Annotated in this window: 16 protein-coding genes and 1 tRNA gene; 5 read left to right on the plus strand and 12 right to left on the minus strand. The window is 39.8% G+C overall.

The genetic code is table 11. The annotated features are described in order from the left end of the window. Positions 1–34 precede the first annotated feature (34 nt). From ABJG98_RS06340 to ABJG98_RS06375, 8 genes are all read right to left on the minus strand, one after another. Entirely contained in the window at positions 35–595 is a 561-nt protein-coding gene (locus tag ABJG98_RS06340; RefSeq protein WP_348278648.1) for a helix-turn-helix domain-containing protein, read from the minus strand. A 2-nt stretch (positions 596–597) separates the two neighbouring features. Further along, a complete protein-coding gene (locus ABJG98_RS06345) occupies positions 598–1,083 on the minus strand; it encodes a DUF3347 domain-containing protein (RefSeq protein WP_348278649.1) in 486 nt (161 codons plus the stop codon). A gap of 26 nt (positions 1,084–1,109) precedes the next feature. Continuing rightward, complete coding sequence (locus ABJG98_RS06350) at positions 1,110–2,903, minus strand: efflux RND transporter periplasmic adaptor subunit (RefSeq protein WP_348278650.1); 1,794 nt, start codon at positions 2,901–2,903, stop codon at positions 1,110–1,112. Position 2,904: 1 nt separating this feature from the next. Then, on the minus strand, positions 2,905–4,128 hold the full coding sequence (locus tag ABJG98_RS06355) for a TolC family protein (RefSeq protein ID WP_348278651.1): 1,224 nt from the start codon (positions 4,126–4,128) through the stop codon (positions 2,905–2,907). Continuing rightward, positions 4,125–7,940, minus strand: coding sequence for an efflux RND transporter permease subunit (locus ABJG98_RS06360; RefSeq protein WP_348278652.1), 3,816 nt, complete (start codon positions 7,938–7,940; stop codon positions 4,125–4,127). The genes ABJG98_RS06355 and ABJG98_RS06360 overlap by 4 nt, the downstream gene beginning before the upstream one ends. Before the next feature lie 92 nt (positions 7,941–8,032). Continuing rightward, positions 8,033–8,449, minus strand: a complete 417-nt coding sequence (locus ABJG98_RS06365) for a hypothetical protein (protein WP_348278653.1) — start codon at positions 8,447–8,449, stop codon at positions 8,033–8,035. A gap of 154 nt (positions 8,450–8,603) precedes the next feature. Then, a tRNA-Glu gene (locus ABJG98_RS06370) sits at positions 8,604–8,675 on the minus strand. A 110-nt stretch (positions 8,676–8,785) separates the two neighbouring features. After that, entirely contained in the window at positions 8,786–11,635 is a 2,850-nt protein-coding gene (locus tag ABJG98_RS06375; protein ID WP_348278654.1) for a pitrilysin family protein, read from the minus strand. 169 nt (positions 11,636–11,804) lie between these two features. Between ABJG98_RS06375 and gap the strand changes: the two genes are divergently transcribed. Beyond that, positions 11,805–12,794 carry a type I glyceraldehyde-3-phosphate dehydrogenase gene (gap, locus tag ABJG98_RS06380; protein WP_348278655.1) on the plus strand — a complete coding sequence of 330 codons (990 nt, stop codon included), beginning with the start codon at positions 11,805–11,807 and terminating at the stop codon, positions 12,792–12,794. 70 nt (positions 12,795–12,864) lie between these two features. On the opposite strand, the gene ABJG98_RS06385 is transcribed toward gap, so the two are convergent. Then, a complete protein-coding gene (locus ABJG98_RS06385; RefSeq protein ID WP_348278656.1) occupies positions 12,865–13,575 on the minus strand; it encodes a YebC/PmpR family DNA-binding transcriptional regulator in 711 nt (236 codons plus the stop codon). 88 nt (positions 13,576–13,663) lie between these two features. Continuing rightward, positions 13,664–14,053 (minus strand): hypothetical protein, encoded by a 390-nt coding sequence (locus tag ABJG98_RS06390; protein ID WP_348278657.1) that lies wholly within the window; start codon positions 14,051–14,053, stop codon positions 13,664–13,666. Positions 14,054–14,179: 126 nt separating this feature from the next. On the opposite strand from ABJG98_RS06390, the gene ABJG98_RS06395 reads away from it, so the two are divergent. Both ABJG98_RS06395 and ABJG98_RS06400 read left to right on the plus strand, forming a co-directional pair. Continuing rightward, positions 14,180–16,621 (plus strand): aminotransferase class I/II-fold pyridoxal phosphate-dependent enzyme, encoded by a 2,442-nt coding sequence (locus ABJG98_RS06395; RefSeq protein ID WP_348278658.1) that lies wholly within the window; start codon positions 14,180–14,182, stop codon positions 16,619–16,621. A 78-nt stretch (positions 16,622–16,699) separates the two neighbouring features. Then, positions 16,700–18,388, plus strand: coding sequence for an ATP-binding protein (locus ABJG98_RS06400; protein WP_348278659.1), 1,689 nt, complete (start codon positions 16,700–16,702; stop codon positions 18,386–18,388). On the opposite strand, the gene ABJG98_RS06405 is transcribed toward ABJG98_RS06400, so the two are convergent. Further along, positions 18,385–19,215, minus strand: a complete 831-nt coding sequence (locus ABJG98_RS06405; protein ID WP_348278660.1) for a DMT family transporter — start codon at positions 19,213–19,215, stop codon at positions 18,385–18,387. The two genes, ABJG98_RS06400 and ABJG98_RS06405, sit on opposite strands and share 4 nt — an antisense overlap. Positions 19,216–19,219: 4 nt before the next feature. Continuing rightward, complete coding sequence (locus ABJG98_RS06410; protein WP_348278661.1) at positions 19,220–19,867, minus strand: ABC transporter ATP-binding protein; 648 nt, start codon at positions 19,865–19,867, stop codon at positions 19,220–19,222. Between the two features lie 200 nt (positions 19,868–20,067). Here ABJG98_RS06410 and sucC point away from each other — a divergent pair, with 200 nt between their 5' ends. Further along, entirely contained in the window at positions 20,068–21,279 is a 1,212-nt protein-coding gene (gene sucC, locus ABJG98_RS06415; protein WP_348278662.1) for an ADP-forming succinate--CoA ligase subunit beta, read from the plus strand. Positions 21,280–21,414: 135 nt separating this feature from the next. After that, a complete protein-coding gene (locus tag ABJG98_RS06420) occupies positions 21,415–21,771 on the plus strand; it encodes a hypothetical protein (RefSeq protein ID WP_348278663.1) in 357 nt (118 codons plus the stop codon). Positions 21,772–22,171 lie beyond the last annotated feature (400 nt).

Raw genomic sequence — 22,171 nt, forward strand, 5'->3', positions numbered from 1 at the left:
AAAACTGAATCAATTTCATAATCATGGATTTGATTTACACAATTTTGTCAAGCGGTTTTCGATCCCTATTGACCATCGATTTGTACTCAGACATACTGAGCCCTGTTTCCTGTTTGAACTGGCCAGACAAATGATTAATGCTTGAATAATCGAGCATAGCTGCAATCTGAGAAAAGGAATGGGAGTCGTTTTGAATCAGCTCTTTGACCTTCTCTAGTTTCAATCGTAGGAAATATTTCTCAATAGTGAAGTGTTCCCTTTGGGAGAAAACTTTGCTCAGTGAAGAATAGTCCTTTCCCAATTCATCTGAAATCATGGTTGACAGTTTGTGCTTTCGCTGAATCGGCAGCTTGTCAATAATGGATATAAGAAACACTTTTATCCGTTCAACAAGGATTTCTTCTTTGCTTTCTATCAACTCAAAACCATGAGCTTCAATTGTATTCGCGATAGTTTCAAGATCAACTGATTTTGAATCAATCTCAAGCACGCCTAACTCAATGGAATGCACCTCCACACCTAATGCTATTAGCTCGTCATTAATCACTTTCTTGCAGCGATCACAAACCATGTTTTTGATGTGGAGGATACTCATGATTACAATTCCTCAGTTACTTTACCACATTTCAGCATTTTATCACCGAAATATGGATTTCTAATTTGATCCGACATACTTAACCAGCTTGCTCCTGTGTTATCAAAAGCCATTGGACAGTATTGAACAAACACTCCATCATTTGAATCATTTGCTTTCAGTGCTTCAATCAGCCCATCTGTAACCGTTTTAAACGCTGTACGCTGAGTCTCAATATCATCGCTTGAAGCAATTGTTTTTACTGCTTTAATTACAACCGCATTCCAATTCTCTGCTGTTGCAGATTCACCTAATTTAACCGCTGCATCTTTCGCTGCTGATGCGTCAGTTTGAACTAAGGCGTCCTTGACTGACATGTAGTCCGAAATGGCATTTGCTGAAGCTGAAACTTCTACCTTAGCAGGTGTCTTTGTTGTTTCTTCCTTTTTTGTGGAACCGCAGCTAGCGATAAGGGCAGCAAGCCCTAGTGAAAATAGTACATTTTTCATTTTTCTATTGTTTATAAGGTTAAATATCATTTAAGTTCTTCTTCTACATTTCCGCACGTTAGCATTGCATCTCCAAAGTAAGGATTGAGTACTTCATCTGAATCACTCAACCAAAAAGCACCTTTGTTGTCAAAAGCCATTGGACAGTATTGACGATAGCCTTCTACTCGAACATCGTATTTTTTTAATGTATGAAACAGTTGGTCACTCAATGGTGAGAGCATCATTCGAGCTTTTTCCAGTTCTGTTTCATTTCTGATGCCGTCAGCAGCTTTCTGTAACACATCTAAATCCTTCATCCATTCCATGTGGGCTTCATTCTTCACCAACTTCATATCCACTTCATTGATTGCTAATTGAAGGCGTTCTGCTTCTTTCTTAGCTGTATTCACATCGCTTCGAATGAGGGCGTCTTTTACTGGAAGGTAGGCTGAAAAGACAGCTTGTATTTGCTCTTTAAATGCAGGATCACTCGTAAACGTTTGTTCGGATTCATTCACCTTCAACTCGCTCATTTGATGATTGCTTTGTGAGGTTGCCTTATTCATTCCTCCATGATTATGACCAGTCATAACTGCTCCCCCATCAGGTGACATCATACTTGGCTTACCTGCAAGCTGAGCGGCGGCATCAATGCTGAATGTTCCATTAACAGCAATTTCCTCTCCTGCTTCAAGCCCTTTTTCAATGATGTAAGCATTGCCTAGTGTCGGGCCAAGAGTCACTTCTCTCATTTTGAAATGTAAGCCTTGGTCAGTGGGTTGTTTAACATAAACTACGGAGCGTTTTCCTGTCCACATGACAGCTGATTTAGGTACGGTTATTTGATTTTTAGTATTAGCTAACTCTGCTTTGACCTCACCAGATGCAAACATTTCCGGCTTTAGGTTTCTGTCGGCGTTATTGACAACTACTCTGGCTTTTGTCACACGAGTTTTAGAGTCGATCACAGGATCGATGTAATCAATCTTGCCTTTAAAAATTTGTCCCGGAAGTGAGCTGATGGTGAATTGAATGGAATCCCCTTTATTGATCCAAGAAAGGTCGTTTTCATACACATCGAACTGCGCCCACACGCGTGATAGATTGGCAATCTCATAAAGGATTTGGCCTCTATTTACATAGTCTCCAAGGTTGACTTTCTTACTAGTCACATAGCCAGACTGATCTGCCAAAACAGTAAACTGATCTTTCGCTTTACCTGTGGATATAATCCTATCAATTTGCTTCTCTGATAGTTTCCAGTTTTTCAGCTTTTCTCTGGCTGCTCGATATAAATTTGGCTGGCTTTCCCTGATTTTATACGTCTCAAGCAATTCCTCTTGAGCCGTAACCAATTGCGGTGAATATAGACTTGCAATCACACTTCCTTTACTTACATACTCACCTGTGAAATTCACAGAAAGCTTTTCAATTCTTCCCGGAAAATGTGTGGTCTGGTTAAAGATTAATCGCTCGTCTTCCTGCACTTTACCATTCAATCGAATAGTTTTCCTGGCCGATTCGCTTCCCACTGCTGCGGTAACTACATTAGCTAGTTGCATGGCTGTAGGTGACATGGTTATGGTCATCGGATCACTTCCTTCCCCATTGTCATCTTCCAATGGAATGAGATCCATTCCACAAATTGGGCAACTTCCAGGCTCACCTTGACGAATTTGAGGATGCATAGAACAAGTCCAAACGGTTTCTCCATTGATGACTTCAGTATGGGAATGCTCAGGTTCTGAGCTTTCTCCAAAAAAGGCCCATCCAATTAGTAAACCACCTGCGAGGGTCACTGCAATCACAATAATTAGTGTTCCTATGGATATTTTCATTTTAATACTTTTTAGCTGTCAAATAATTTAGCTGAGCCACTGCTAAATGATGATTCATAAGAGCTGTGGCCTTCATTTTTTTATACTTCAAGAGTTGTTGTTGTGTGCGCAATACCTCTTCGAATGCTCCTCCTGAGTTTCTATAAGCAGAAAGTAAAAGGTTAAGCACCTGCTGTGTCTCAGCGATTTGCTTATCGTATAGTTGCAAAAGGTCCTGGTATTTTTCACGATCAAAATCAGCCATTTCATATCTGGATATGAGTTGATTGATTCGTTCTTTTTTTTGAAGCGAATAACTTTCCTGCATTAACAGTGCTTCCTTCTTTGCTGACTTATACTTGGCTCTGAAAATCGGGATGCCTACAGTGACCATTGGCATTAAAGCATTTTGACCATTATCCGGCACTGCCATATCCGTTCGCTTTCCGACAATCACGTAATCAAGGCCAACACCTAGCTTAGGTAATCCCTGCTTTTCAGCTAGCACTTTCTGTTTCCTACTGGCTTCCAGTCGAATATCTAATTCGTCCAGCAAGGGATTATTGGTTAATAAAGAATCTCCATTTATTGCCAAATTAGAAGCCATTAGGGAATCCGTAACAACAACTTCTGCTTTCTCCTCTCGGTCCAAAAGCTTGTTGAATAAGGTAACTAATGGTTGCTTTTTCTTTCTCAAAATTTCTAAATTGGTCAGAGCATCCTTCAGCATAATATCTACCCTGAGCGCATCAATCAATGTCCCTTCATCATTTTCAAACTTTGTGGTAGCAATGGTCTTATAAGACTTCAGGATTTCAGCATTATTGCTTTCCAGTTCAATCCATTTGTTCAATTCATAAAGTGGGTAATATGCCGCAGCGACCTGATAATAGAGCTTATTCTTAGCATCCAAAAAGGTCTGATATTGTGCCTCGGCATTCAGTGCAGCTACATCACCACTTGCCTTTAACGTCCCAAACCAAGGGAACATTTGAGTTAGTGAAAATCTTGCTCGTTGCGGACCTACCCGTGTTTCAACTGGAGATATGAAGTATCCGAATGAAAAGGTAGGATCTGGTAAGCTGTTTGCTTGGGGTATTCGCTCTAACGCAGCTTCAAAAGTTATATAATTGGCCTGTAATCCTGGATTATTTTCTGCAGCAATCTGAAAGTAATCTTCCAACGTTTGAGCATTTCCTGAAAATACTAAACTCAATGTCAATACTATGATTAGATACTTTTTCATTGCTTTTTAAGTTTTCGTTCTTCACGCATAGAGTACAATACTGGTACCACGAAGTATGTGATAGCAGCAACGGTCATTCCTCCAAAAGCAGGGATTGCCATAGGAATCATGATATCAGACCCTCTTCCCGTTGAGGTAAGAATAGGCAGCAACGCAATAATTGTGGTAGCAGAAGTCATCACGGCTGGTCTAACTCTTCGTAATCCCGCTTCCACTACGGCTTCACGTATTTCAGAAATTGATTTGGTCCTGTTGCGATCAAAACTTTGATCTAGATAGGTACCCATCAAGACCCCATCGTCTGTGGCTATTCCAAATAATGCGATAAAGCCTACCCAAACTGCCACGCTCAGGTTAATCGTTTTGATTTGAAAGAGGTCTCTAAAGTCAATTCCTAGTAAGGTGAAATTAAAAAACCAGTCCTGTCCATAGAGCCAAATCATGATGAAACCACCACTAAAGGCCATCGCAATTCCAGTAAATACCATCAGGGTGGTAGTCGTTGATTTGAATTGGAAATAGAGAATCAAGAAAACAATCGCCAGCACCAACGGAACAATAATACCTAATCGTTTCTCGGCTCGAACTTGGTTTTCATAGCTTCCAGAGAACTTATAGCTGATTCCAGAAGGAACGTTGAGTTCACCATTTTCTACTTGCTTCTTGATGATGCGCTGAGCAGCATTCACCACGTCCACTTCAGCATATCCATCCCGCTTATCAAAGAGGACATACCCGACTAAAAACGTCTCCTCACTTTTGATGGCTTGTGGCCCTCTTACATATTCTATTTCTACCAACTGATCCAGAGGGATTTGCACTCCAGTTGGGGTCGAAATCAATACCTTGGCTAGTGATTCAGGATCATCCCTGAGTTCCCGTGGATACCTCACCCTTACAGGAAATCTTTCGCGTCCTTCAACAGTAGTAGTTACCTTCATTCCACCAATGGCAGTTTCAATGGTTTGCTGAACATCCTCAATACTGAGTCCATATCGAGCGATTTGCTCTCTATTGATGTTCAGATGCATGTAAGGTTTTCCAACAATTCGATCGGCAAAGACAGCTTCTGTTTTCACAGAAGGAACTTGTTTGAGTATTTCTTCAAGTTGTAATCCAAAGTCCTGAATCGTCTGCAAATTAGGACCATATACTTTGATTCCCATTGGGGCACGCATGCCTGTTTGCAGCATCACTAATCGGGTTTCAATGGGCTGTAATTTTGGAGCAGAAGTCACGCCTGGAATCTTCGTTACCTTGATTATTTCATTCCAGATGTCATCTGGAGACTGAATTTCTTGTCGCCAGTTTCTGAAGTATTTACCATTGTCATCTTCAATAAGTTGGCTCTGTTTGATTCCTTTATGCAAGGCCTCCTCCTTACTTAAGAATGAGCCATTTTTCAATTCAAATCGACCGTCATTATCTACTTTGAATCGAACACGACGACCGCTTTGGTTCACCTTATATTCCGGCTTGTAATTAATCACGTTCTCGTACATGGATATGGGAGCAGGATCAAGAGCAGATTCGACCCTTCCTAGTTTTCCAACCGTTAGATCCACCTCAGGAATATTAGTTAACAACATGTCCAGTTGTCCGACCACTTTTCGATTGTACTCGATACCCGAATGTGGCATAGATGTAGGCATAAGCAAGAAGCTTCCCTCATCCAATGATGGCATAAATTCTTCTCCAACTCCAGGAAAAGAATGAGCCAATTTTGACCATACGTTGGTGGATTGAATCTCCACTCCAATGGTATCAAAACCTTTGGCAATGAACCCAAAAACCGAGTTAAATCCTAGCCAGACATTAGCTGCCAACAGGATGAGCAAAGTCGGTGTGAGCATAAACTTAACCTTATTGGCCAGGCACCATTCCAAAATAGCCTTGTAATAATGTTGTAGCAAAGTGAATGCCCCAAGGATAACACCTACCAGCAGCGTTACAAAAAGCACGTTCGCAAATACACTATTGCTAGCGCCAAGTGGCAACCAATATTTCCCTAGCAACCAAACCACCCCAATTACAGCGAGGATTAATTCAGCTTTATCAATTAACCCAGTATACCATTTTTGAGGATGTTGCTTCTTTTTATACCAAGTTTTGAAGAAAACAAGTGTACCAAAAAGAACCAACATAATTCCTCCCCAAATTTGTCCGAATATCAAGCCGACAATCCCAACAAGGATCAATCCGAGATTTATTATTTGCTGAACACTCTCATTCTTGATTCTTGCTCCAAAGAACCAGTAAGCCAGTGTTGGTAAAATGAGGAGTGATACAATTAGCGCAGCAACCAAGGCAAAGGTTTTCGTAAAGGCCAATGGCCCGAACAGCTTGCCTTCAGCCGCCTGCATTGTGAATACAGGAATAAAGCTGACAATGGTGGTTGAGACTGCTGTGAGTATCGCGGTGGCAACTTCCGCAGAACCATTGTAAATAGTCATGGCTAACTTCTGTTCTGCAGGAGCTTCATCCAGATGTTTGATGATGTTTTCAGAAAGGATTATTCCCAGATCTACCATCGTACCAATGGCAATCGCTATTCCGGAGAGGGCAACAATATTGGCATCCACGCCAAAATAACGCATGGCGATGAATACCATGAGCACCGAAATAGGTAAAATACTTGAAATCAGAAAGGAGGCTCTGAGATTGTAGACCATGATAATCACCACCAGAATTGAAATTAGGATTTCGAGGGAGAGCGCTTCTTCCAATGTTCCCAATGTTTCATAGATCAATTGTGATCTATCGTAGAATGGTACGATTGTTAGCTGGCTCTCTGTCCCATCCGCAAAAGTTTTCTTCGGAAGGCCAGATGCAATCTCCTTGATTTTTTCCTTGACGTTGTTGATTACCTCTAGTGGATTGGCACCATATCTGGCTACCACAACTCCACCTACTACTTCCGCTCCGTCCTTGTCCAATAACCCTCTTCTTGTGGCAGGGCCGAGCGACACTACTCCGATATCCTTGACTCGGATTGGTATATTGTCCTGGACTGCAACAACGGCTTTTTCCAAATCCTCGACTGACTTGATGTAGCCCAATCCTCTTACCAGGTATTCTGCCTGATTTATTTCTATTGTTTTGGCTCCAACATCTTTATTGGATTGTTTCACGGCTGTCATCACACGGTTAAGTGGAATATTGTAAGCTAAAAGCGCATCAGGATTTACATCGATCTGATATTCCTGAACAAAACCACCGATAGAAGCTACTTCTGACACTCCTTCGGTAGCATTCAATCCATACTTCACATAGAAATCCTGAACAGTCCGAATTTCGTGAAGATCCCACCCTCCGGTAGGATTTCCATTTTCGTCTCTGCCTTCAATGGTGTACCAATACACCTGCCCTAGAGCTGTGGCATCAGGCCCAAGCGTTGGTTGCACCTGATCAGGCAGCAATCCTGAAGGAATTGAATTCAACTTCTCCAAAATTCGAGATCGACTCCAGTAAAACTCTATGTCCTCATTGAAGATGATGTAAATGCTGGAGAACCCGAATATGGATGAACTCCGAATGGACTTCACTCCGGGAATACCTAAGAGATAGGTGGTCAACGGATATGAGATTTGATCTTCGATATCCTGTGGTGATCGTCCCTGCCATTTTGTAAAGACAATCTGTTGGTTCTCACCAATATCCGGAATTGCATCAACAGGCACAGGATCAGATGGCAATGAGCCAACACTCCATCCAAAAGGAGCTGTCATAATTCCCCAGGCGATGAAGCCAATGAGGATAAGTACAGTTACTAGCCTGTTTTCTAAGAAGTATTTTATGATTCTATTGAGCATAATATGTTTTGAAATGAAACTGAAACATCAGTCCAAAATGGGCTTTGATTTCCCCTTCCTGACAATATTTTGTCAGGGACATATTATGCGTATTATATGATGAAGACCTGGTGAAGGATCGGTATGTCCTTCGTCACCAGAGGTGGGTCGTATTCCGTGTATTGAGGATTTTGCTGATCAACGGAAATGATATCAAGGTATAAGACAGCAAAAGCTGCTACAAACTCAAAATTGAAAGCTGTTTGTTCAAAACTAGGCTTAAACTCATCCTCCACTTCAATACTGAGGTATTCGTTATCACAGCACGGCACTTTATCCAGATAGGTTTTCCCTTCCGACTTGCCCTCACATTCTTTATCCATATCCGCCATGCCACAGTCAAGATGCTCGTGTCCGATCATTAATTTGGCTTCTACTGCCAGACCTCCACAGAAATGAGTTCCCACAGCAAAACCCAAATGGCTAGTCAGCATCAAAAGTGCGAGCGATATGGATATAACCTTTTTCAACTTAACAAATATACGAAAAGTGAAAAGGAAGGATTTACAGAATTATGGTAAAGAGTTACATCATTGTAATTCTTTGACTAAGTCAGCTGCCCTTTTTAAGGCATCGTCATTAAATCAAAAAAGCCCCATACATGTCGTATGAGGCTTATATTTGTAGTCCGTAGGGGAATCGAACCCCTGTTACCAGGATGAAAACCTGGCGTCCTAACCCCTAGACGAACGGACCATGTTTGTTTTGGGAGTGCAAATATAGAATCTCACTTCAGTTTTGCAAAGAACAGAATGAAAAAAGCGAAGAAAATTCTTCGCTTTTTTCATTTGCTGGTTTCAAAGTGATTACATCACTCCAACATCCTGCCCATATTTATCTACCAATACTGGGTCGCCAGGTCCATTAACACGAAGCTGATCATACTGAGTAGCCTTATCTCCTACTATTACAAAAATGTAATTGCTCAAATCAAAGTAGTCATTCGCTGTAGCCTGGACACTTTCTATTGTCGCTGCGGTTACTGTTTTTTGCTCTTGATCTATGTAATTCTTAGGAAGCCCATAAGTACTGATGTTTTGAAGAATTCCAAGAAGCCTTCCAAGTGTCTCAAATCTTCTCGCATTTTCCTTGATCAGAGATGTTTTGGTTTTTTGTAAGTCGTCTTCTGTATAAGTATCAGGATATTCTGCAAATATCTCCTTAAACGTTGCTAGCGCATCTTTGGTGGTGGAGGACTTCACACTCGAAAAAGCTGTGATTGTACCTGGAACCGACACATTTCTTTGAGGGAAAGAACTTGCTCCATATGTATATTGCTTTTCCTCTCTCATTATCTGGAATAATCTACCCGCTGTTCCCGCACCCAACTTTTCATTGGCTACCATTATTTCATTGTATGCGGGATCGTTAGATGGCACTGTAAATCTTGACATAATTATTACAGATTGCTTCGCATTTGGAACATCTACAAAATAAACCTGAGGCTCTTGTGGTACATTCGGAGTAGTGTATTCAGGTAATTGAACCTCTTTTGATTGCCACTCAGCAGTCAGCCTACTTAAGGCATCCATTGCTCGAGACTGAGATACACTTCCTGCTATATGAAAATTAGCTAGATTCGGCACGAAATAATTTTGATAAAATTCTTTCAAGTCTTCTATCGTTATTTCACTAACAGTTTCCTCATACCCGATAGCTGGATGGCTTAATATGTGATCTTCACCATACATTTTTTTGGCCAAGACTGTCTGGGCAACAGAATTAGGATTTGTCTCCCGCTGCTTAATTGACTGCAAAGTTTGATTTATGATCCGGTCAAACTCTTTCTGATCCCATCGAGGCTCAAGAAGTATTTCATTGACCAAATTCATTGTTTCTTCAAAATTTCTGGACAGACAGTTTCCAGAAATCTGAATGTACTCATTGCTGCTAAACATATTGATAGAAGCACCAAGTTGCCCGATTGCATCTTCAAGCTCTTCAGGAGTTTTACTTGCGGTTCCTTCCATCATAATGTCAGTTAGCAAATTAGCTACACCTACTTTATCTGGAGAATCCAGATAATGCCCTCCTTCTATTCTCATGGAGAAATTGACAAGCGGTAATTCATTCACCTCAACGCCGTAAGTTTCAATTCCATTGGATGTTTCAGAAGTCCAAATAGTTGGCGGATTTACTAGTGGAGTTTCTCCGAAATCAGGCTCAACAGATCTATCAAATGAAGAAGTGGTCTTTGTATAAGTTAGATTACCTTCTTCTTCTATCACCTCACTTTGACCATATTCGTTAATGGCCTCTTCCTTTATATCTGCAGCGATCGCACCTTGTATCGCAAGTTCTGGAGACCCTTTTGGTACAAAATTGGTAACTACATGGTTTTTATCCAGAACATATTTTCTAAAAACTCGCATTACGTCATCCTTAGTCACCGCCTGAATGTTTGCAATATCTTTTTCTATAAAATCAGGACTCCCAGCAAACTCATTGTAAGAGGCCAGCTGGAATGCTTTGCTTAAAACGCTACTGATACCGTTATAAAAATCAGTCTCAAGTCCAGCTTTTATTCTATCCAAGTCTTTGATATCGAATCCTTCAGCGTCAAATGTTTTTAATGCCTCATTGATAACCATTCTGACCGAATCCAAGTCCGTGCCAGCATTAGCTCTTACGCTTAATGTGAAAGTACCTGCAAGCTCGCTCGAACTATTATAAGCAAAAATTCTAGGTGCCAGTTTGGCTTCCTCTACAACTGCCTTATACAAAGGCGCTCTCTTACCGTCGTAAAGAATTTGACCAAGAGCGTCCAAGGCCCATTGATCAGGGTGGTACTGTTCCACAGTAGGAAAAGTCATTCTCAGCTCAGGTAATTTTGCGAAATTATCCTCATAGTAAATCACCTTTGTTTCATCTAAGGAAACTGGCATTGGGTCCATTGTAGTATCTGTTCCTCTAGATGGTATTTCTCCAAAGTACTTTTCAACCATCGTTTTTACATCCGCAGGGTTGATGTCTCCTGCAATCACAATAGTTGCATTATTAGGCCCGTACCACTCTTCGTAAAATTCCTTGACATCTTCTAATGTTGCATTTTTTAAGTCTTCCAACTCTCCAATAGTCAACCAGCTATACGGATGACCTTCAGGATAAATCGCTTTTGCAATGACGCTTCTAGTATGCCCGTATGGTCTGTTGTCATAATTCTGACGTTTTTCGTTCTGAACGACGGGCTTTTCTCCTTCCAGGCTTGCTAGCGTTACAGCATTAATAAAGAACCCCATACGATCGGATTCCATCCATAAAACCTTCTCCAAAGCATCCTTGGGAACTACCTCATAATATTGGGTACCATCAGTCCATGTCCCTCCATTAAACGTTCCTCCCCACTCACCAATGTTTTTGAAAAATCCACCATCCGGAACATTTTCTGAACGTTGAAATAGCATATGTTCAAAAAAGTGTGCAAATCCGGTTCTTCCAGGTTTTTCTCTACTTGAACCTGCATGGATCATAATTGCTACTGCAACAATTGGATCTGAATCGTCCTGGTGAAGAACCACATCTAATCCATTATCCAAAGTGAATTTCTCATAATCAAGGGACAGTTTATCGCTGCTTTCACTTCCACCTGACGTACAAGCTGAAACAAGTACCATCATAGCTAGCATGATGATAGCAATACTTTTATTTTTTTCCATTTTGTGGTAAGAATTTGTTTATTCCGCTATTTAACCAAAGAAAAGCCTAGATGAAAGTTTTTTGATATGAAAGGCAATCTCCAATACTTTACTGGTCTCTTTGCGAATAAAATTGATTTGCTCGAAAAGTGGTTTTACTTTTGCACCTCAAAAATCAAAGCAAGATCATATGTCAACGAAAATTGGTATTAACGGATTTGGACGTATTGGGAGGTTAAGTTTCCGTGCGCTCCTTGAAAAGAATAATGTAGAGGTAGTGGCGATCAATGACCTTACTGATACTCATACACTGGCTCATCTTCTAAAATATGATTCAAATCACGGAAGATTCCCTGGAACCGTGGAAGCAGATGACAACAATATCATTGTGAATGGAAAAGCTATTCCGGTTACTGCGGAGCGTGATCCTAAAAATCTTCCTTGGTCAAAACTTGGAGTAGAGATCGTACTTGAGTCAACTGGGTTTTTCGTTGATGAAGCTGGAGCTGGTGGTCATCTGGAAGCTGGCGCCAAAAAAGTGGTAATCTCGGCTCCTGCAAAAGGAAACATCCCCACAGTTGTACTTGGTGTAAATGAAGATAGCCTAACTGGCAATGAGACTATTATGTCCAATGCTTCTTGCACTACTAACTGTTTAGCTCCTATGGCTAAAGTATTGGATGACAATTTCGGGATCGAAAAAGGATACATTACAACTGTGCATGCTTACACATCTGATCAGCGAATTCAGGATGCACCTCACAAAGATTTGAGAAGAGCAAGAGCTGCTGCCGTTTCAATTATCCCAACGTCAACAGGAGCTGCTAAAGCCGTAGGTTTAGTACTACCTCACCTAAATGGCAAACTAGATGGTATCGCAATGCGAGTACCTACTCCTACTGGCTCTTTGACTGACCTTACTTGTGTGGTTAGTAAAGATGTAACTGCAGAACAAGTAAATGCAGCGATGAAAGCGGCTGCTGCAGGTCCAATGAAAGGCATTCTTGAGTATACAGAGGATCCAATCGTATCTATTGATATCGTTGGCAACTCGCACTCAAACATTTTCGACGCTCAGCTTACTTCATGTCAGGGAAATCTTGTGAAAGTAGTTGGCTGGTACGATAATGAAGCAGGGTACTCTGCAAGAGCAGCTGACTTGATTAGCAAGATTGCTTAAGAAAAATTCAATTGTTACAAAAAAAAGGGAGCAAATGCTCCCTTTTTTTGTTATTATTCTATTGCTCTAGCTAGGAAATATTCGTGTAGACTGCTTGTACGTCATCATCATCCTCAATCTTATCCAGCATTTTCTCAATTTCTTCCAATTGCTCATCTGTAAATTCAACAGGATTGTTGGATATCCGTTTCAATGTAGCTTTTTTCACATCTATTGATAAATCTTCTAAAATTTTACTCATCTCGCCAAACTGGGTATAATCTGTATAGGCATAGATCATTCCTTCGTTTTCCTCAATTTCTTCCAACCCGCCATCAATCAGAGATAATTCCAACTCTTCGACATCCATTTCATCAGTTTTCTCAAATTCAAAAACAGCCTTTCTGTCAAACATAAATTCAAGAGAGCCATTGGGGACGAAGCTCCCTCCAGCTTTATTAAAGTATGATTTAACGTTTGCTACTGTTCTTGTAGTATTATCTGTTGCGCATTCTACAAAAACAAGAACGCCGTGCGGTCCTTTTCCTTCATAGGTAACCTCAGATATTTCTTCCAAATCCTTTCCTGCGGCACGCTTGATTGCATTTTCAATGTTATCCTTCGGCATGTTTTCAGCCTTGGCATTTTGAATGGCCGTGCGAAGCTTTGCATTCATTTCGGGATCTTCTCCCCCCTCTCTTGCCGCAACGGTAATCGCTTTGGCAAGCTTAGGGAATACTTTACTCATTTTATCCCAACGCTTCTCTTTAGCAGCCCTTCGATATTCAAACGCTCGTCCCATAGAATTTAATTTTTTAAAGAAGCTGCAAATTAAACCGAAGGGTGTTTCAAAGTCAAGGAGTCTTCACCGCTTTGATTAGTAAGAAAATTTAATTCACTTCTGCAACGAGGTGAAATTCAAGCCATTCAATAGCTCTTGATTCATCTGTGAAAATTTTAGTGGGTTTTTTAGGCTTGCTCACAGTAATGAAAAAATTACCTATCATCTTCGTTACCGAGGAATTAACAAGCAAAGCGCTTGCAACTACAAGTTCGTTACCTTCATTAGCAAGATAGTCACGAGCATCTTTTGAGGTAGATTTCACATTTCTAATATCAAATAGTGTAGGGTAAGAGGTACCGTCCTTAAATTCGATTCTATCCTTTACCATATGTTTTGCAACATCAATATCTAGTAGATCAAGAGGCTTGTAAATCAAGTGTGCTATTCCTCCATCAATAGACATATCAGCATAGTTCGTACTAAATTCTCTTTCCATCTTCTTTGTATTTGGTGCCTACGTGAAATACGTAATTGTCAATTTAGGTATTTCCCTCTGCTTTTTAGGTATGTGCCAAAGATACTTTTGAATAATCAACAACACACAAATTAAACATTCAAAATCATGGCAAAAATTATTCACAACAACATCTTGGATACAGTAGATTCAGTATTCTCAGTATCCAAAGAAAGAGGATCTCTACACTTACATGCAGATGAGGATATTCTGGATGGAAGACATTTATCTATCAATGGAAAGAAGGTATTGCATTTTGGCACTTGTGGCTATTTGGGATTAGAACAACATCCCAAACTAAAACAAGGCGCGATAGAAGCTATTGAAAAATATGGTGTCCAATTCCCTATGTCTCGTACATATATTTCTAACCCACTTTACAAAAAATTGGAAGAAAAAATCACCAAGATGTATAATGCGCCAGTAGTCATTTCAAAAAATTGCACATTGGCACACCTTGCCACCATTCCAATTATTGTCAGACCAAATGATCTGATTATACTTGATCATTTGGTTCATACCAGCGTTCAAGAATCTGCTAAAAAAATGCTCTCACAGGGCGTAAAAATCGAGATGATCCGTCACAACAACCTGGAAATGCTTGAAGAAATAATCAAAAAGAATAGAAGTAAATATGACAGAATCTGGTACATGGCAGATGGAGTATATTCCATGTACGGGGACTATGCTCCTATTAAGGAAATGATAGCCCTTGCCGAGAAATACGAACAACTTCATCTGTACGTAGATGATGCTCATGGTACAAGCTGGACTGGTAAGTACGGCACCGGTTACGTAATGAGTCAAATGGATTACAAGCTGTACAGAAAGATGATCCTTACTTCCAATCTTGGAAAAGCATTTGGCGCTTGTGGTGGATTGACATTATTCCCTAATAAAGAATTTCAACGAAAAGTCAATGTATTTGGTGGACCACTAACTTTCTCGGTGCAAATAGAGCCGCCTACTTTAGGAGCTGCGTTGGCTTCTGCTGATTTACACATGAGCGAGGAAATCTATGAGATGCAAGATGAGTTGAGATCAAAAATTAACTACTTCAACTCACTGCTAAAGAAAACAAGTTTACCACTCGTTGAAGAAAACGATAGCCCGATCTTTTTTATCGGTGTAGGGACGATGGATATGGGCAACTACATTGTTAGAGAAATGGTAAAAGACGGAGTGTACGTCAATATAGGCCCTTATCCAGCTGTTCCTGCAAAGAATATCGGTATACGAATAACAATGTCTACTCACAACACGCTTGAAGATATTGAAGTACTGGTAGACAAATTGGAATATCATTTTGAGAGAGGACTGGAGACAACGGGGCAGACTTTGAATAATATTCATAAAGCATTTAAAATGAAGCCTTCTACAACTAAGCCATCTGAAGAAACGATTAACACAAATCATCAAGATCTTAAGATTCAGCTAGCAAGCAGCATTTTAGAAATAGATAAAAATGAATGGGACAATCACCTTGGCAAACGAGGGATGTTCGATTGGAATGGCCTATACCTACTAGAACGCTCCTTTAAAGAAAATGAGCAAGAGGCTAATAATTGGAAATTCCGCTACCTCATTATTAAAGACGATCAAGATGAAGTGGTACTCATGACCTATTATACCAGTACATTATATAAGGAAGATATTTTTTCTAGAGCTTCAATTTCTACTGCATTAGAAGAAGAGAGAAAAATCAACCCTAATTATATGGTTTCGAGAGGAATATTCATTGGAAGCCTCTTTACCGAAGGGAATCATCTATACCTCAATCAAAAAAATAACTATTGGAAAGATGCCCTTAAAAAGTTAATTAATGAGCTCTACGAATTCCAGGAAGTGGAAAATGCATCAAACATTATGTTTCGAGACCTGGAAACTGGAAATAAAGAATTGGATGATTTCATGACTGAAACCGGCTTTGTAAGAGTAGATCTTCCCGAATCATGCATTGCTGATTTGACCACTTGGAACAATGAGGAAGAGTTTATACAGAGCTTGACTAAAAGTAGTAAAAAAGGGTTTAAGCACTATGTTAAAAAATATGAGAACCTATGCTACGTAAAATTCAAAGATAAACTCTCGGACGATGAGCTCGCTCATGCCAAAAAGCTACATAAGGCAGTGAACGATAAAAATATTGCCATTAATTCATTTTTGGTGCCGGATAAAGTGTTTGATGAAATGGTTGATGATCCTAATTGGGAGTTTGGACTTGTATACATCAACCAAGACAATGCTGAAACCAATCAACCAATCGTTTATTGCTTCTGTCATAAAAATGAATACAATGTATATAGCTTTATGTTGGTCGGTATGGACTATGAGTATGTATACCAGTATTCAGGATACAGACTGGCACTTTGGGAACTGGTGAAAAGAGCCAAAGAACTAGGTTTCACGCAAGCAAATTTTGGAATATCAGCAACCACAGAAAAGAAAAGAGTTGGGGCAAGACCGTACCAACGTGTAGGGTACTTCCAAGCGAAAGATAATTACGCTATGGAGGTGATGGAGACAACCATTGCAAAAGAACGTGATTAGTTGATGCCAGATTGCTCACAGCCTTGTTGTTGAGGCTGTGGGCTTATCTTTAACCCCCTATACAAAATGGAAACCCTAGTGAAAAAGTCTTTACAAGAGAGAATAGAAGAAATTAGTGAGCTAATATTCGAAGTAGCCAACGGAAACTTTGACTACACCATAGAGCCTTCTGGAGAAGATGATGATTTAGATGCCATCATATCAGGCGTAAACATGCTTGGCCAAGAGCTCAAAATTTCTACCGTCTCACGTGATCATATCCAAAGTATGTATGAAGGCGTGATTGATCTGATTATAGTTATGGATCTTAACATGAATGTAAAACAAGTAAATAGTGCATTCACACAAGCTTTAGGATTGGATGAGAAAAATGTAATTGAAAAGTATTTACCCGAGCTTATAGATTTAGACAATAGCCCTGTCCTTTTTCCAGTCATTGTAAATCAAATGACAAAAGATGGAAAGTACAAAAATGCAGAGCTTCACTTCAAAACAAATGGTGAAAGCTTGCTTCCAACTTCGGCATCTTTTTCCTATTTGAAAAATGCACGCAATGAAAATGAGGGGATCATGATTGTGGCCAAGGATATTACTAAAATTAAGGAGACAGAACAAAATCTAATAGAAGCAAAAGAGGCTGCAGAAGAAGCGAACAAAGCAAAAGGTAGATTCCTTTCAAATATGAGTCATGAAATCCGTACGCCACTCAATGGTATCATCGGATTTACGGATTTGCTAAAATCGACGGAAATCGATGAAGCTCAAGAAGAGTACATTGACATGATTAGCAATGCCAGCACCAATTTGGCAAAGCTGCTAAATGACGTATTGGATTTAAATAAAATTGACCTGGATCGTATAGAGCTGGAAGAAGTACCTTATGATTTCAGAGCAACATTCACATCCAATTTAAATCCATACACCTACACTGCCAGAGACAATGGAATAGAATTGACTTATTCATTTGACGAGACCGTTCCTAAAATCATCAATGGCGATCCAACCAGGCTCAATCAAATACTACTAAACCTGGTTAGTAATGCCATTAAGTTTACAAAAGTCGGCTTTGTTGATGTGTCTTTTTCTGCAGAAGTAATAGATGGTCAGCATATATTAATGTGTGAAGTAGCTGATACAGGAATTGGTATACCTGATGAAAAGCAGAGCGACATATTTAATGCATTTACCCAATCTGATAATTCAATTACAAGAAAGTATGGCGGGTCAGGGCTTGGACTAGCAATATGCAAGCAATTGCTTGATCTTATGGGTGGAGAAATTAATGTCGTAAGTCCTTCTATTAAAAAGAGTCATGGAACCACATTTAAATTTTCAATTCCTGTAAAAGTCGGTAAAGAAGAAAAGGTGATTCAAGACGCCAGCCAGGAAGAATTCCATTTCAAAAATCTAAAAGTGCTTGCCGTTGATGATAATAATGTCAATCTGGTACTTATTAAACGAATTCTTCAGAAGACCGGAATTGACGTATCAACAGCAATAAATGGGAAAGACGCTATTCAAAAAGCCAAAAGAGAGCCATACAATTTGATTTTGATGGATATCCAAATGCCAGTGCTTGATGGACTTTCTGCAGCCAAAATTCTAAGAGAGGAAGGTTTTGAAAGCCCCATTCTTGCCTTATCTGCAAACGTTGACAAAGAAAACATCAGAGCAATTAAGGATGTAGGTATGGAAGACTTTTTGCAAAAGCCCTTTCATAAATCACAATTAATTAAATTATTAAAGAAATGGAGCGTACCGCACTAAGATCTCTTCCACATGACATTTAAAACCACACCAGATAAAACAAGTGCCATGCCTCCATAAGTTATCAGATTGTAGGTTTCATCAAAAATGAAGAACCCAAATGCAAGTGAGTAGATAATGCCTATATAGGTGAGAATTGAAACCTTATTGAGTTCTTCTTTTTGATAGGCCTTGGTCATTAAAAATTGCGCAATTTGAGTTGTTACACCAACCAAAACCAATACGAGCCAGTCATAGCCGGTAGGCTGAACCCAGACGAATGAAGACCAAATACCAGATATAGGTAACATGATCAATGGAAAATAGAAGATAATGACAAGTGGGTGCTCGCTGGTTTTCAACTTCCTAATAAAATTATAAGCCAGACCCATAAAAAGGGATGCCGTGATTCCCATTACCACATGAACAAATGAAATTCGTGAGTCAAACCCCTGAATTACCAATATTCCAGCAAAGCTCATCGCGAAAAACAACCATTGAATGTTTTTCACTTTCTCGCCAACCAAGAAGATTCCAAGTACCGCTGTGAAAATAGGTGCTAGATATTGCAAAGTAGATGCAGTAGCTAAGGGTATTTGCTGAAGCAAACTAAAATAGATTACCAAGGCGATGGCTCCGGCTACTCCTCGTCCAACCAAGACCAATTTATTATTTCCCCAGATTGGAACCCTTTGACGGGTGAGAAAAAAGAGACTAATAGCCATAGATATTACGGACCTGAAAAGAATAATCTCAATCGCCGGAATATGTGGCACTAGCTTTACACACACCTTCATCAGAGTGAAAGTGAAAGAAGCAAACAGCATGTATTTAACTCCTTGACTCAAATACTCAAGCAGTTATTATTCCGTCTTTTATTTCTAGCTTTCTATCAGCCATACCTGCCAATTCCATATTATGCGTCACTATGACAAAAGTTTGACCCATTTTGTTTCTTAGATCAAAGAAAAGTTGATGCAGATCGTCTGCACTCTGAGAATCCAGATTCCCACTTGGCTCATCCGCAAAGACAATAGATGGTTCATTAATTAAAGCCCTGGCGACAGATACACGCTGTTGCTCACCACCTGAAAGCTCAGATGGCTTATGATTTTCACGATCAGATAGTCCAAGTATTTTTAATAGTTCTTTGGCACGACTCTCGGCATTTCTATCTCCCTTTATAAACGCTGGAATGCAAACATTTTCTACTGCAGTAAATTCAGGGAAAAGGTTGTGAAATTGAAAGATAAAGCCTATTTCCTCATTTCTAAATTGCGCCATCCTTTTGGGATTCAGAGATGAAACTTCCGTTTTATTAAATAAAACCTTCCCTTGATCTGGGATGTCAAGCGTGCCCAAAATATGCAGTAATGTGCTTTTTCCTGCACCCGAAGTTCCAACTATGCTCACCACCTCTTCCCTATTAATGGAAAGATTTATCCCCTTCAAAACGTTTAATCCGTTGTATGATTTGTGAATATTATCGGCTGTGAGCATGCCGGCAAAGATATGATTATCTACTTCAATTGAACCAACTCATTAGTACTCAATCTTGGTTATACGTCTGCGATGATTTAGCTTCGCAGAAAATTTATTTCCCATGAAATGAGCATTACAAAATTCTAATTCTAGATTGATCATAGAAAAAGAATTTTTAATGAAAATTCCATGTGACCATTGATAAACAAACAGTACACATGAATATTCACGAATACCAAGCCAAAGAAATTCTCAAATCATACGGAGTTGCCATCCAGGAGGGTGCAGTCGCTGACACGCCTGATAAAGCAGTTGAAGCTGCGAAAGAATTGAACAGAGAAACCGGAACAGAGTGGTATGTAATTAAAGCTCAAATTCATGCAGGTGGCAGAGGTAAAGGAAAGGTAAACGAGACCGGTTCGAATGGTGTGGTATTGGCAAAAGGCCTTGATGAAGTTGCACCAAAAGCAAAAGGTATTCTTGGAGGTACACTAGTTACCCACCAAACAGGTGCTGACGGAAAGAAAGTAAACAAGGTTCTTATCGCGCAGGACGTTTACTATCCTGGCGAATCTGATCCAAAAGAATACTACCTATCAATTTTACTAGATAGAGGAACAGGCAAAAATGTGATCATGGCATCTACAGAAGGTGGTATGGACATTGAAACTGTAGCTGAAGAAACTCCAGATAAAATTGTAAAGGAGTGGATTGATCCGGCTGTTGGGCTTCAAGGTTTCCAGGCTAGAAAAGTAGCATTCGCTCTGGGTCTGGAAGGAGAAGCTTTCAAGGGAATGGTCAAGTTCATCTTTGCACTATACAGAGCTTATGAGGGAACTGACGCTTCTCAATTCGAAATTAATCCAGTTCTAAAGACATCAGACAACAAGATTTTGGCTGTAGATGCTAAAGTTAATATTGACGATAACGCACTATATAGACATAAAGACATTGCAGAACTAAGAGACCTTACTGAAGAAGATCCACTGGAAGTAGAAGCGGGAAAATCAGGATTAAACTATGTAAAACTCGATGGTAATGTTGGCTGTATGGTTAATGGAGCCGGTCTTGCAATGGCCACTATGGATATCATTAAACTTTCAGGTGGAGAGCCTGCCAACTTCCTTGATGTAGGAGGTGGGGCCAATGCACAAACAGTGGAAGCTGGATTTAGAATTATCTTAAAAGATCCTAACGTAAAGGCAATTCTTATCAACATATTTGGTGGTATCGTACGATGCGATAGAGTAGCTAATGGAGTTGTAGAGGCTTACAAGAATATCGGAGATATTCATGTACCTATTATTGTGAGACTCCAGGGAACCAATGCTGAAGAAGGTGCAAAAATCATTGAAGATTCTGGATTGAAAGTTACGTCAGCAATTGTCTTAAAAGATGCTGCTGAAAAAGTAAAAGAGGTACTTTCTTAGTCTGAAATCGAATAACCCTTAGGGGTAAATTCAAAAAAGCTTGCCATAGTTGTAAATCACACAACTATGGCTTTTTTACGTTTAATCCTTATTTCCCTAATTATTTATAGCTGCTCTGAAAGTACCCCAAGACCCTTGAGTCGAGCAGATTTGTTCTCCGGTCAAGATGCGTTTGGGAAAACCTGGCAGATTCAGCAAATCGAAATTGATCTAGGCACACTTCTCCCAAACTCATGTGTCACTGATAACTTCATTACTTATTATCCCAATGGCACATATGAGATCAACGAAGGTGCTACGAAGTGCGATCCGAGTGATCTTCCCGGCATTATCGGTGAATGGTATTTAGATTCAATGGAAGAACGTTTATTTGTTGAGATAGATGATAGCATCCAGGTTTGGGATATAGACGAAACGCAGACAGATTCTCATAAGATTACGTCCAGCTTTAAAGAAGGTAATCGAACCTATACCTTCACTTTATCGAACTAATTGACCTATTCAAAGAATTAATTGGGGGTATCTAAGTTAACGCTGGCCTTATTAGTGACAACAAAATAAAATCAATTATGAGTTACGTAAGATTTTTTCTCTCGATATTAACGGTGATTGTTTTGCTTGTCATGCTGAGCTGATTAAAAGAAAATCAACATACAATCACCGCTAATAGAAGCCTCTTTATAATTTAAGGAGGCTTTTTTGTGCACTCGGAAGGATTACTCATTCACACTTCCATACGCTATGCCCCTCATGAATTTCGCTTCGCTACATTTCGAACCTTAAAGTCAACCGTTGAGGGTTCTCATCCTTCACCTTTTCGTTCTTTGGAAAGCTTAGAAATAAAAAAACACCTACTATAATAATAGGTGTCTGATGTGCACTCGGAAGGATT

This window comes from Ekhidna sp., from assembly GCF_039960695.1.
Taxonomy (GTDB): Bacteria; Bacteroidota; Bacteroidia; order Cytophagales; family Cyclobacteriaceae; genus Ekhidna.